Origin of the sequence: Pedobacter polysacchareus (assembly GCF_019802255.1) — a bacterium.
Lineage (GTDB): Bacteria > Bacteroidota > Bacteroidia > Sphingobacteriales > Sphingobacteriaceae > Pedobacter > Pedobacter polysacchareus.
The window spans coordinates 426561-440670 of sequence record NZ_JAHYSS010000002.1; the positions used below are offsets into that span (position 1 = coordinate 426561).

At 40.7% G+C, this 14110-nt stretch carries 9 protein-coding genes; 5 read left to right on the forward strand and 4 right to left on the reverse strand.

Annotation, left to right across the window (positions count from 1 at the left end; translation table 11 throughout):
• Window positions 1-171: 171 nt before the first annotated feature.
• On the reverse strand, window positions 172-753 hold the full coding sequence (locus K7X70_RS05750; protein WP_222536149.1) for a YceI family protein: 582 nt from the start codon (window positions 751-753) through the stop codon (window positions 172-174).
• A gap of 217 nt (window positions 754-970) precedes the next feature.
• On the opposite strand from K7X70_RS05750, the gene K7X70_RS05755 reads away from it, so the two are divergent.
• Window positions 971-2185, forward strand: a complete 1215-nt coding sequence (locus K7X70_RS05755; RefSeq protein ID WP_222536150.1) for a helix-turn-helix domain-containing protein — start codon at window positions 971-973, stop codon at window positions 2183-2185.
• A 314-nt stretch (window positions 2186-2499) separates the two neighbouring features.
• Here K7X70_RS05755 and K7X70_RS05760 read toward each other — a convergent pair whose 3' ends face one another.
• Window positions 2500-2913: an EamA family transporter gene (locus K7X70_RS05760; protein WP_222536151.1), complete on the reverse strand. Its 414-nt coding sequence runs from the start codon at window positions 2911-2913 to the stop codon at window positions 2500-2502.
• A gap of 135 nt (window positions 2914-3048) precedes the next feature.
• Here K7X70_RS05760 and K7X70_RS05765 point away from each other — a divergent pair, with 135 nt between their 5' ends.
• A complete protein-coding gene (locus K7X70_RS05765) occupies window positions 3049-5457 on the forward strand; it encodes a TonB-dependent receptor (protein WP_222536152.1) in 2409 nt (802 codons plus the stop codon).
• Window positions 5458-5576: 119 nt separating this feature from the next.
• Here K7X70_RS05765 and K7X70_RS05770 read toward each other — a convergent pair whose 3' ends face one another.
• Window positions 5577-6029, reverse strand: a complete 453-nt coding sequence (locus K7X70_RS05770) for an SRPBCC family protein (protein ID WP_222536153.1) — start codon at window positions 6027-6029, stop codon at window positions 5577-5579.
• Window positions 6030-6148: 119 nt separating this feature from the next.
• Window positions 6149-8173 (reverse strand): M3 family metallopeptidase, encoded by a 2025-nt coding sequence (locus K7X70_RS05775; RefSeq protein WP_222536154.1) that lies wholly within the window; start codon window positions 8171-8173, stop codon window positions 6149-6151.
• 226 nt (window positions 8174-8399) lie between these two features.
• Here K7X70_RS05775 and K7X70_RS05780 point away from each other — a divergent pair, with 226 nt between their 5' ends.
• The 3 genes from K7X70_RS05780 (at window position 8400) to K7X70_RS05790 (ending at window position 14100) form a co-directional block, all read left to right on the forward strand.
• Entirely contained in the window at window positions 8400-8963 is a 564-nt protein-coding gene (locus tag K7X70_RS05780; RefSeq protein WP_222536155.1) for an RNA polymerase sigma factor, read from the forward strand.
• Window positions 8964-9051: 88 nt separating this feature from the next.
• Window positions 9052-10392, forward strand: a complete 1341-nt coding sequence (locus K7X70_RS05785; RefSeq protein ID WP_222536156.1) for a FecR family protein — start codon at window positions 9052-9054, stop codon at window positions 10390-10392.
• Between the two features lie 171 nt (window positions 10393-10563).
• Window positions 10564-14100 (forward strand): SusC/RagA family TonB-linked outer membrane protein, encoded by a 3537-nt coding sequence (locus K7X70_RS05790; RefSeq protein WP_222536157.1) that lies wholly within the window; start codon window positions 10564-10566, stop codon window positions 14098-14100.
• The last annotated feature ends 10 nt before the right edge of the window (window positions 14101-14110 follow it).

The following is a 14110-nucleotide window of genomic DNA, read 5'->3' on the forward strand; positions in this document are numbered from 1 at the left end:
TGAATTCTGGCTTGGTTTAGTATAAATACGATGTGTCCTGGACTCCTCGGGAATAAACTCGCTAAATGATATAAATTTCAGCAAAAAAAAAGAGGCAGGAAATTAATTTCCAACCTCTTTTTTAATGTTGTTTTGTATGACCTTAAAAGGATGGCCCCTACAAAAGGTATATTATTTCTGTACGAATTCAGTGTTTGCAGTTAAAGTCACTTCTTCACCTAACATTGCTGAACCATATTTAGTACCGAATTTAAAGTCAGCTCTTTTGATCGTTCCAGTAACTTTGAAACCAGCAGTAGGTTTTTTAGACATTGGGTTAGTGGTTAAGCCTCTTAAAGTTGCATCTAAAGTCACCGCTTTAGTTACACCATGGAAAGTAAGGTTACCAGCAACTTTGTATTTGTTACCGCCAACTTTCTTTACTGAAGTACTTTTGAAAGTTAATGTTGGGAATTTAGCTGCATCAAAGAAATCTTCACCTTTCAAGTGTTCGTCTCTTTGACCGTTGTCAGTATTTACAGAGTTTACATCTGCAGTTAAAGTAATCACTGCATCAGAAAAATCCGGTTTGGAAGAAACGATAGTAGACTGGAAGTTTTTGAAAGATCCTTCTACGTCAGAGATCATCATGTGAGTGATTTCAAAACCTATTTTAGAGTGAGATGGGTCAATTTCCCAAGTCTTTTGTGCATTAGATTTGAAAGAAAAAAGGGTAGTACCTAAGACTACAACAGCTAAGATTAATCTTTTCATTTTTTTGTTTTTGATAAGTTTTTAAATATTTGATACAAAGAGAAGGATTAATTGCAGTATTGTTATTGACCTATGGTAAGAAAAAACAAAAAGAACAAAATGATCGGCTTTTGTAAAGCCCTATATTTTTGATAATATTGTGCCGGCTCTCGTGATTTGTTAAATTCATTTGTATCTCCTGAAATATTCATGACCGAGGTTTATAAATCGCTTCTTCATGAACTTATTGTGCGTAATTTTACTCTCTCTTTCTACAATCAATAGCCTGGCCTTAATTTTTAAAAAAGGGAATCAGCTTTTAAAAAATAAGATGTTAGGGATTTCCCTACTTTGCTATAACCTCTCTTTACTGGTGTATTTCTTGTGGATAGATACTGGGTTTATTGTAGAATATCCCCACTTACTCCGCGTCATCAGCCCTTTAATATATTTGAATGCACCCTTTTTTTATTTTTATATCAGGAATTCTCTGAGCAACACGAATGGTTTAAAAAAGTACGATTACCTCCATTTTCTTCCTGCGTTGATTCATTTTATTGATTTAATTCCGTTTTATATTTTGCCACTCTCAGAAAAGCGGGAAATTGCCAGTTTGATCTTCAAGAATAAGGATTTATTGAATTACATCGGCTCAGGGATCATTCCTATTTCATTTCATTATCTTTTTAGATTGGCCATTCAATTGGGATACCTCATCTACTGCCTTTATCTGGTTTTAAAATTACAGCCGCAATACCTGAAATTAATTCATAAAGCACAATTGAAAAATTGGCTTTCCATCTCGTTAATGGCCATGGCAACCATTATGGTCAGTAACTTTTGTTTCATGATGTTTACTTATTTTGGAGAAAATCAGGATCAATACTCCGGGCCTAAATTTGCCTGCTCCCTGATCGCTTTTCTAGGCATCCTGTTTCTCAATGCTTACATCAATTTTAAACCGGAACTGGTGTATGGTTATCCTGGAAATCCATTAGTTCGCTCCGAATTTTCAGAAAGTACAGCTACTGAAAAGCCAGCTGCCAGTTTGAGCCCTGAACAGGAAATTACGGTCAAATTGGACATCAAAGGAATGGATCAGGGCTTGGAAAAGATCCGCCTGGCTTTAGAACAAGAAAAGGTTTTTCTGCTGAAAGGCATCACTATTATCGATTTTTCAAAGCATACTGGGATCCCTCCGAAAGTATTATCGGCACTGATTAACCGGAAGTTTAAAACCAATTTCAATGAATTAATCAACAATTACCGGGTGGAATATGCCATAGAATTACTCGATCAGCAGATCTTAGAGCGTTATTCTATTGAAGGATTGGCCTCAATGGTTGGGTTTAATTCTAGAATTACCTTTTTCAACGCTTTTAAGAAGAAAACCGGGTATAGTCCGAAGGAATATATGAAAACTAAGTTAACTGCTACTAATTCAGTTTTTTAGCCCTTTTGATCACTTTTGTTGTTTTTAATTATAATAGAAAGATTTGTTTCAAGATGCTCTTTTGAAACAACCTATGGTTGTATAGCGTCTTTAATTTGTGGTATTTCGTGATGCTAAGCAAGGCCTCATTTCGATCTTCCCTTTTAGGATTTTTCGACCACTATATTTTAATACGCTCAATCAAGGCGGCCGGAGTTTTTCAGCCGCTTATTTTTTGGAATGATTTTTTTTCGGCAATCTTAAACCAACATGGTGTACAGTCCTGTTATACGATCGGTATGCAGTCGTGATATATGGTTCTGGAGGGGAGCAAATTATAGAATCAATACAAATGTTCCTCCAACAATTAATAGGGCACCAATAGCAGTTTTTATTGTCAATGTTTCACCAAGAAATAACACAGAAAGTAAAATCGTAATGGCCACACTTGCTTTATCCAGTGGGGCAACCTGAGAAACTTTCCCTATCTGCAGGGCTTTAAAATAGAATATCCAGGAAAGGCCGGTAGCAATGCCAGAAAGGATCAAAAATGTCCAGTTCATGCGGGATAAACTACCCAATCCAATTTCCGCATGCTTGTAAAATACCATGCTCCATACCAATACCAAAATAACCAGGGTGCGAATGGCTGTAGCCAGATAGGTGTCCACCCCCTTGATCCCGATTTTTGCGAGAATCGCCGTTAACGAAGCGAAAAGGGCCGACAGTAAAGCATAGATCCACCACATAGTTTTTTATTTTAAAAATAAGGAATAATTCTGTAGGAACCTGGTAGTTAAGTTCCTGGCTGGAACTTCAAAAAGTACACAGATTCTGCAGGTAGCTTAGAATCCATTAGATGATTACACCTTTAATTTATACTTATGAGAAGATTACTGTTACTTTTTTTACTGATGCTCGGTTTTTCCTTCGTAAATGCCCAGAATACTAAAATTACACTCTCCGGACGTATCAAAGACAGCCATAGCAAATTACCGCTCTCCTTTGTAAATGTAGGTCTGAAATCTGTAAAAGACAGCAGTTTTATTGCTGGAACTGTCACTGATGATCAGGGATTTTTCAAATTGGAAGAATTGAAAAGTGGAACTTATCTTTTGATCATTTCTTTCATGGGTTATCAAACTAAACGCCAGCCAGTATCAATAGGGCAGCTGACTCCCTTCCTTGACTTGGGCTGGATCAATATGCAGGGCGAAGTTAAAACCCTCACAGAAGTCGTGATTTCGGGTAAAACAGAAAGCCTGAGCAATAAAATGGATAAGAAAACTTTTAATATGGCAGATCAGTTGAGCCAGGGAGGAGGTTCTGTATTACAGGCCATGAAAAACCTACCGGGGATCAGCACGAGTTCAGATGGGAAAATCATGCTTCGCGGCAGTGATAAAGTAGCAGTGCTTATTGATGGTCGACAAACCGCATTGACTGGTTTTGGTGGACAAAACGGACTGGATAATATCCCGGCATCTGCCATAGAACGTATTGAAATCATCAATAATCCTTCGGCAAAATTTGATGCAAATGGCAACGCAGGGATCATTAACATCATCTATAAACAGCAGAAACAGGAAGGATGGAATGGTAAAGTTGGCCTAACAACAGGTTTGGGCGCGATTTGGGAGAAAAAAGAGAACTTGCCGGGCATTCGTCCGCAATATCAGGGAACGCCAAAAATTAACCCCTCTCTTTCCCTCAATTATCGTAAAAATAAGCTAAATACTTTTATGCAGGCAGACTGGCTGTATACGCAAACCCTGAACCGGAATGAATTTGCGACCCGGATTTATGACACAGGCGAGGTCATCCAACAGCAAGTGAAACGGAACAGAAATACGTCTTATGCGACACTGAAAACTGGTGCCGACTGGAATCCCGATGACCACAATTTGTTTTCCTTCTCAGGCTTGTTTAACCGGGAAAAGATCATTGACAGGGGAGATATTCCTTATTTTAATGAAGCTTTATCCAGCAGGTATCGTCTCTGGCAGTTTCTGGAAGATGAAGTAAAATATACGGCAACAGCTACGACTTCCTATCAGCATAAATTTAAACAGCCGGGGCACCTGCTCAATGCCGGGTTTAATTATACTTTCCACCGTGAAGATGAGCAGTATTTTTTCACCAATATCATGCCCACATTTACTGGAGAAGATGCTTTTAAATTGCTTTCTGACGAGCATGTCGCTGATTTTAATGTGGATTATGTACGTCCGCTGAAACATGGCAGGGTAGAAGCAGGAATGAAATTCCGAAACAGAACTATTCCCGTAAATATGCAGTTTTTTCCTGGCCTGAATTCTCCGCTGGATGTGAATGCCGGGGGTTGGGCAGATTATAAAGAAACCATTCCCGCCTTGTATGGGAATTACGTTTTCGAAAGCTCAAAAGTGGAACTGGAAGCAGGGCTGAGGATGGAATATGTGAAAGTGAGCTATGATGTAAACCCTAATCACCCGACCTATAAAAGCAGTGGGTACGACTATACGCGCCCTTTTCCAAACCTACGCTTCGCCTATAAACTCGATGACAAAAATAAGCTGTCCGTGTTTTATAACCGTAGAGTAGACCGGCCAAATGAGGTAGACATTCGAATTTTTCCTAAATACGATGAGCCAGAAGTGATCAAAGTTGGAAATCCGGGTTTACGCCCTCAGTTTACCAATAGTCTGGAATTGGGTTACAAGACCAATTGGAATAAAGGGTCTTTCTATTTTGCAGCTTACCGGCGAAATACAGAAGGTACAATTGCCAGGATTGCCACCCAGGCTCCTGGAAGTAATCTGATTTACAATGTGTTTCAAAATGCCGGGCACAGCAGCAATACGGGTGGCGAAATGGTAGCCCAGCAACAAATGAGCTCCTGGCTTAGCCTGAATCTGAATGGAAATATTTATCAGAATAAAATTGATGCTTTTACCCTGGAGAATCTCTATCCCGTTCCTGTGATTTATACCGCAAAAAAAGATGAATTGATCTCAGGAAACCTGAAGTTAAACGCTTTAATGAAGTTTCCGAAACTTGCAGAACTGCAGCTGACCGGGATCTATCTGGCACCAGACCTGGTGCCGCAAGGAAGAATTGATTCGCGATTTTCTTTGGATATGGGATTCAAAAAGACCTTGCAAAAAGGGAAAGGAGAGCTGTTCTTAAACGGAACAGATATTTTGAATACACTACAGATTAAAAAAAATATTTCTGGCAATGGTTTTCAATTGATCAGTACAGATTACTATGAAACTCAGGTATTCAGATTGGGCTATAGCTATAAGTTTTAACCAAAAAACCAGGTTGGAAATTTAGTTTTTCCAGCCTGGTTTTTAATTTTTCAATCTTATTTTTAAGGGTTCTTGCGCCATAAACGCTTAATCTTGTGCCATTCTTTCAATGGCTAAAGTTATTTCTTTGCAAACTTATCCGCAATCAGGTTTAAGTTCAAGCCATGTTCCATATAGGCTTTTAGTCCATCCAGAACGGTAGTGAAACCGCCGCTTGCTCCATTGATTTCTGCGATTAATTCCTCAGCAGAAGTTTGGAAGCCGTATTGTTTGATGGTAACGTAAGTCGTTTCCGGGCCAGTAGCCTCAAAAAGAAAATCCACAATTGTGGAGTACTGATCCCATTCAATAGAGATTTTTTCGTTTGGAATGATCTCTTTCACCAGTACGGTGCTGGATACATTGTACATTTCCCATTCCCATGTGATGCTTTTCCCGGTTTCCAATAGACCACTACCCTTCGTAAACCAGAAGTTTTTGGTAATTTCAGGATCAATAAAGGCCTGGAAAACGGAGGCAGCAGGTTTTCTAATCAGCATCTGTGCTTCTACAAAAGGACCGTTAGTTTTCATGTGATTTTATTTAAAAGCTGAAATGATTTTTTAGAAGGTTGAAAACACAAAATTATCAAGACCCCCTGTTTTACCTGAAAAGTGGTGTAAAACAGGGGGTTGTTTGCGGGAATTAAGGCTTAAAGTAAACCTCTTTTTTTAAGCATCGGTTTAATATCTGGCTGATGCCCGCGGAAATTATAGAACATTTTGCCCAGGTCTTCTGTATTTCCTTTTGACAAGATCATATCGCGGAAACGCTGTCCATTAGCTCTGGAAAGTCCGCCATTCTCTTCAAACCAGGAATAAGCATCGTTTTCTAACATAGAAGTCCAGGTATAGGCATAATATCCTGCCGCATAGCCATTGCTCCAGATGTGTAAGAAATAGCTGGAACGGTAACGTGGCGGCACCTCATACAAGTCTAATTTTGTTTTCTTCAGCGCATTCGCTTCAAATTGATCTACATTTTGCAAGGGCAGGTTTGGTGCTAAAGTATGCCATTGTAAATCAAGTTCTGCAGCAGACAGCGCTTCTGTAAATTCATATCCCTGATTAAATGTACTTGCTTTTTTTATCTTGTCTAGTAATTGCTGTGGCATCGGCTGACCGGTTTTATAATGCAGCGCATAATGTTTCAGGATTTTCGGATCTGTAGCCCAGTGTTCATTGAACTGTGATGGGAATTCTACATAATCACGGGCCACATTGGTGCCCGACAAACTCACATACTGCTGATCTGCGAATAGTCCATGCAGGCCATGGCCAAATTCATGGAACATCGTGATCACATCGTCAAAACTAATTAATGCAGGCTCGCCATCTTTAGGTTTAGTAAAATTGCAAACATTGTAAATCACTGGAATTGTACCCATTTTTTTCGATTGAGGAACCATATTGTCCATCCAGGCGCCACCATTTTTATTGTCGCGCTTGTAATAATCGGTGTAAAATAAACCCAGCTGACTACCATCTTTGTCCATCACATCAAATACACGGACATCTTTTTGGTATACCGGAAGGTCTTTACGTTCTTTAAAAGTGATGCCATACAACTGATTTGCGGCATAAAACACGCCTTTTTCTAATACGGTATCCAGCTCAAAGTAAGGCTTGATTTCGTTTTCATCCAGGTCATATTTCGCCTTGCGTACCTGCTCGGAATAGAAGTTCCAATCCCATGGGGCCAATTTAAAACCTCCTTTTTGCTGGTCGATCACCGCCTGTATGTCTTTTGCTTCTGCTCTGGCTTTTGCAGTGGATGCCGGTACCAGCTGACTAAAGAAACTGGCTACCGCTTCTGGTGTTTTGGCCATCTGATCCTGAAGTTTCCAGCTCGCATAGTTTTTAAATCCCAAAAGCTGCGCCTGAGTCGCACGGATTTGTGCAATTCTGGAAATTACTTCTCTGGTATCATTGGCATCGCCTTTTTCCGCACGGGTCCAGGAAGCATTGAATAGTTTTTCACGTGCGGCACGATCTGCCATTCCTGATAATGGTGGCTGCTGTGTAGTATTCGCTAATCCTTTTCCTGCTGCCAGCAGTTTGGTGCTAAAACTGGTGCTCAAACTTGCTTCTTCTTTATTCAATGCTTTCAGCTTTTCTTTATCGGCTTCCGAAAGTTTTGCTCCCGATAATTCAAAGCGCTGGTAATAATAATCCAGTAGCTTTTTGGATTCCGGATCTAAAGTTAACTTTTCGCGCTGCTGATAAACGGCTTCTACACGCTTAAATAGTTTGGTATTCAGGTAAATCGCATCATTGTTGGCCGTTAATTTTGGTGCTTCCTCTTTCTGGATTTTTTGCAGTTCAGGATTGGTATTTGCGCCGGTCAGCAAGTTGAAAACCCGGTTTACCCGGCCAAGTAATTGTCCGCTGTTTTCAATGGCGATGATGGTGTTTTCAAATGTTGGCGCCTGTGTATCGTCAATAATCTTTTGTATTTCCTCCATTTGCTGTTTCATTCCAGCTTCAATTGCTGGTTGAAAATCGCTGTCTTTAATCTTATCGAAGGCAGGTGCCTGAAAAGGAAGTTTGCTGGGTTCAAAAAATGGGTTAGCGGAAGAGAAGTCTTCGCTGCTCGCCGCAGTTTTCTTTTGTGACTGGTTACAAGCCCCTGTGATTGCAAATAGGGCCAGTAATGGGAGGTAAGATATTCGTCTCATAGTTTATAATCGCAGTTAGTTATTTATAAAAATAAGGATTTATTAGTTAGATTACGACAATGCCCATTGTCTTGATCTACAGTGGTTATGTTTCCTGAAAATTGGATTTTCCCTGATGAATTCTGGAGATTCCAAAAAGACAGGAGATGATGACCTACTGGTTTAATAGACTTTATGTGTAGATATTCTATTATTTTTATATTTTCGTTCTGGGGAACTAAGTCTAATGTTGAAATATAAAATACTCAGTGATCGGGAATTGACCAGCCTGCTCAGAACAGGTGATCAGCTCGCCTACGCTGAGATTTATAACCGTCACAAAAATCTGCTTCAAAATCACCTGTATAAGAAATTAGGCGATCTGGAGCTAGTGAAGGATGTTTTACAGGATCTTTTTGTGAAATTGTGGGACAATAAATCAGAGATTCCCCTCACTGATAACTTACCTGGATATTTATTCTGCGCGGCAAGAAATCGCATTTTTAACCATTTGTCGCATAAGCAGGTGGAGTCTAAATACATCAATTCCATCCAGACTTTTATCAATGAGAACAATTACATCACTGATCTGGTGGTTAGAGAACATGAATTTGCCCGGATTATCCGTCAGGAGATCGAAGCATTACCACCTAAAATGAGGGAAGTTTTTGTCCTGAGCCGGGAAGGCCACCTTTCCCATGAGGAAATTGCGAAACAGCTCCAGATTTCTTCGCAAACAGTTTCCAAACAAATCAGCAATGCCCTCAAAATTTTAAGAGTGAAATTGGGGGTGCTTTTCTACCTGCTGTAATCTCCATAAAAATATTTTTATTTTCTTCTACCTGTTGGGTATCCCTATAGCTGTCTTGCTATTAAACGGGGAAAATTCCTGATTATTTATGCAAAAAAAAGAGGTTACTGATTTATTAAAGAAATATTTGGCAGGAAATTGCTCAGAAGAGGAGTGTGGACTGCTGGAAACCTGGTACCTTAAATATGAGGAAAAAGCATTACCAGAGGTTGGTCAGGAGACAAAAGATGCGCAGCTGGAGGAAATCTGGGTTTTTCTTTCGAAAAGAATGGAGAAGACGTTTGAGGAGCCAATAGAAGAAAGCCAGCTTGCAGCAGCACCATCAAGAATACCAACAATACCAGCAGAAATAACATCAGGAACAGCAGCAGTATTACCAGGAACACCAGTATCATCAGAAATACAAGTCATAGCAGAGGCCGCACCATCATTTCCGCTGCGCAAAACTCCATTGATCTGGACAAAAATTGCAGTAGCGGCAACCGTATTGTTTGCTTTGAGTATTGGTTTTTATTTTTATAATATCCCAGATAAAACAGGGAAAGATCCTCAGGAACAGCTCAGTCAATCTGAAATAGACCCTGTTCATCAAAAAGCGATGCTCACACTCGCGGATGGAAGGAGGATAACTTTAGATGAAGCACAAAACGGCGAAATTGCCGAACAAGGCGGGGTCATTATCACTAAAACCAAAGATGGTCAACTGGTCTATGAAGGCGCTGCAGATGAAGGCTCAGCAACTGAAAAATCAAGCGCTGGAAGCTCAGTAAATGCAGTTGCAGCCCGGGGAAATTCTTTTAATAAAATTGAGACACCCAAAGGCGGACAATATGAAGTGAGCCTGCCTGATGGCACAAAAGTATGGCTGAATGCAGCGTCTTCTTTAAGTTATCCTGCATCATTTACCGGAGATAAACGAGAAGTGAAATTGCTTGGTGAGGCTTATTTTGAAGTAGCTAAAAATAAGAATATGCCTTTTGTAGTACATAGTAAAGGACAGGAAGTAGAAGTTTTGGGAACGCATTTCAATGTGAATGCTTATGCTGATGAAGAACAGACAAAAACAACTTTGCTGGAAGGAAGTGTGAAAGTTAAACTGCTGGATGCAAAAGGAGCAGCGCTCCTTAAACCCGGTCAGCAGTCTGTTTATGAAGGAAATCAGCTGGATGTGAATGCGATAGACGTAGCTGAGGTTATGGCCTGGAAAGAGGGGTATTTTCTTTTTCAGGATGAGGAGATCAGGTCGATCATGAGAAAAATTGCAAGGTGGTATGATGTGGAGATGGTTTATGCTCCAAATGTCAGCCCTAAAAAAATTGGTGGACGAATTTCCCGGAACAAGTCCCTGGACTATGTGTTGAAAACAATCTCCAGGACAGATAAATTTAATTTTAAAGTAGAAGGAAGGAGGGTTACAGTGATGCCTTAAATTTTACGATCTCAAAGGCCTGTAACAAAAAAACCAGAAGCGTTGAAGCCGCTCCTGGCTGATTAAAGTTTTTACAGGTACCCATTACAAAAACACGAAAGTATTATAAATGACCAGGAACGAGGTTAATGGCATTGCTGTGCCTCGTTCATAAAAAACCAACTAAACCAAATGTATGAATTTATAACCTTTAATTCCTACGACTATCGTCGTATGAAACGCAAATTATTATTGACAATGAAACTGACCGTACTGTTGTTAATGTCCTGTTTAATGCAAGTGAGTGCTGCAGGTTTTGCTCAAAATAAAATCACGCTTTCCCAGAAAAATGCTTCCCTGAAAAAGGTGTTGAATGAGATCTCAAAACAAAGCGGTTTCGATCTAGTCTTTGTTTCAGACGCTTTGAAACTGGCAAAACCAGTAGACATTCAAGTGAAAGCTGTGAGTCTGGAAGAAGCTTTAAAACTTTGTTTTAAAAATCAACCGCTGGTAGGCTATTCCATCGAAGGCCAAAGCGTGATTGTGAAAGATAAAAAAATAGAGCCAGTTCTGCTCATTCAGCAGATTGGACAGGCAGCGGTGGAGATCAAAGGAAAAGTGCTGGACGAAACCGGTCAGGCCGTTCCGGGAGCAACTGTAAAAGTAAAGGGAACCGGGCAAGGGGCGGTAACAGATACCAACGGACAATTTGTTTTGAAAGGTGTAGATGAGAATGCCACATTAGTAGTTTCTTACCTGGGCTATATCAGTCAGGAAGTAAAATTAAACGGGCAAAAGCAAATCACAGTAAAGCTGCTGGTAGACTTAGGACTGCTGAATGAAGTCGTAGTGGTAGGTTATGGGGTGCAAAAGAAAGTAAACCTGACTGGTGCTGTTTCCGTAGTCAAAGGTGATGATCTGGAAAACAGACCAGTGGCCAATGCTACACAAAGTTTACAAGGACTGGCTCCGGGATTAAATGTTTCGGTAGCGGGAAATACCAAACCCGGACAAAGTTTCAATGTCAACATCAGGGGTGCCGGAAATCTAAGTGAGAGTGACGGTGCTTTTGTATTGGTAGATGGAATGGCGATGTCCTTATCGGATGTAAATCCCAATGACATCGAATCTATTTCCGTACTAAAAGATGCGGCGGCTTCCGCGATTTATGGGGCAAGAGCACCTTATGGGGTGATTTTAGTGACCACAAAAAAAGGAGCAGCTGATCGTACCAGTATATCTTATTCCGCTAATGTAGGCTTAACCTCTCCGCTTTTACTGCCGCAGATGGCAAACTCCTATGATTTTGCGAAATTCTTCAACAGTGCCACCTTCAATGCCACAGGAAGCAAACAGTATTCTGACGCAAAACTGGCTTTGCTTGAGCAATATATAAAAGATCCAACAGGAATGAACATCTTTCCTGAAGCCAATGATAATTACTATTCCAACTGGGAGAATACCGCGAATGGAGTGGCCAATACTGATTGGTTTGCCTTTCATTACAAACCTTTTGCAGTACGGCAGTCGCACAACGTAAGTGCCAGTGGAGGGAATAAAAATACGCAGTTCTATGTGTCAGGTGCCTATTACAATGAAGGGGGAAGCCTGCGTTATGCGGATATCAATTTCGACAGGTATAACCTGAATGCCAATATCAGCACGCAATTGGCGAGCTGGGTAAAACTAAAGTTGAATACCAAATTCACACAGTCTACTTATAAATCTCCATTCAGCGGATTTGAAGATTTATTCTTTCATAACCTGGCCAGGATGAGACCAAATGTCTCTCCTTACGACCTGAACGGGAATTTCTCTGAGATGTCTAACGTTCCTTACCTGCAATCTGGTTCCAGCGATGTGACCAAGGAAAGAACGCTGGCTATTTTACCAGGTCTGGAATTGGAACCGGTTAAAAACTGGAAGATCATGGCAGATTTCAACCTCCTGAATAAAGACATCAGTCAGGATGTGTTAAAATTACCAGGTCAGATTTATGGAATTGATGGTACGCCTAAATTTGTCAACAGATCAGAATACAATATTCCATTGCAGGGTGGTTATGAGCGTAACGTGAGGGGAACTAATTATTTTTCCCCAAATGTTTATACTTCTTACAACTTTAGCCTGAATGAAGACCATAATTTTTCTGCGATGCTGGGTTTTCAGCAGGAACTGAATGAGTATAATAGGCTTACTTCTTCCGTTCAGGATTTGATCAGCACAACCAGACCTGGCCTTTCTTTAGCCACTGGGCTACAAACCACTACGGAAGATCGGACACATTGGGGAACACAGGGCTTTTTTGGCAGGTTCAACTACAATTACAAAAGTAAATACCTGGTTGAGATCAACGGCAGATATGATGGTTCTTCCCGCTTTGCCTCAGGCAGCAGATGGGGATTTTTCCCTTCCTTCTCTTTAGGGTATAACATCGCTCAGGAGAAATTTATGGAGCCGCTAAAAGAACAGATTAGCATGCTGAAACTGCGTGGATCTTATGGTTTCTTAGGTAATCAATCTGGTGCTGGTCTTTATGCTTATGCACAGTCGATGAAAGTTGTGGTGCCTGGCCCTTCCGGTGCAGGTGGCCCATGGTATTATCAAAATGGCAGAGAAGGATATATAAAAGCACCAGACCCTTTTAACCCTGAAATCACTTGGGAAAAAGTACAGAATGGAAACATCGGACTGGACTTTGAAGCCTTAAAAGGCCATCTTTCCGGGAGTATCGATGTGTATCAGAGAAGTACGAAAGACATGTTAGGCCCATCATTGGATATAGCAGATATGTTTGGTGGTATTCCGCCGAAAAGTAACAATGCCAACCTCAGAACCAAGGGTTGGGAACTGTCCTTCAACTGGCGTGATAAGCTGGACAATGGCATTCAGTATTCCCTGGGTGTGATGTTATCTGATAATAAATCAGTGGTGACGAAATACCAGAATCCATCCAAAAGCAATCCAGGAGGTGCCTCCAGCTGGTATGAAGGAAAAGAAGTGGGTGAAATCTGGGGATACAGGGCTTCCGGCCTGATTCAGACCGCAGAAGAAGCTGCAGCATTTAATAAACTGAACCATACCTTCCTTTCTCCGGTAAACTGGGTGCCTGGAGATGTGAATTATCTGGATCTGAATGGTGATGGGAAAATTAACAATGGGACTGATGTATTGGGTGATACGGGAGATAAAACCATTATCGGAAACAGTACACCGAGGTATGCCTACTCCTTCAATGGTTCGATCCAATGGAAAGGGATTTCTGTTTCTGCCTTATTTCAGGGCATCGGAAAAAGAGATTATGCACCAGGAAATTTGGATACTTATTTCTGGGGTGCAGGTTCTTTAGCACAGGTCACCGTGTTTAAGCAGCACCTGGATTATTGGACACCAGAAAATACAGGCGCTTATTATCCAAATCCTTATGCTGCTCCTGCGGGATCTATCGGCAGTTTTACCAATAAAACGCAGCAGATTTCTGATCGTTATCTGCAAAATGCCGCTTATTTAAGGCTCAAAAATGCCACCATCAGCTACTCCTTACCAGAACAATGGATCAAGAAAGTAAAGCTGAGCAAGGTGAATGTATTTGTAACCGGAGAAAACCTGTTTACGATCACTAAACTGGCTAAAATGCTGGATCCGGAAACGATCAATGGAGGATATGCTCCAGGGAAAATTTATCCGCTCAGCAGAGTGTATGCAATGGGTGTAAATATTGGTTTATAAAAAGATAAGA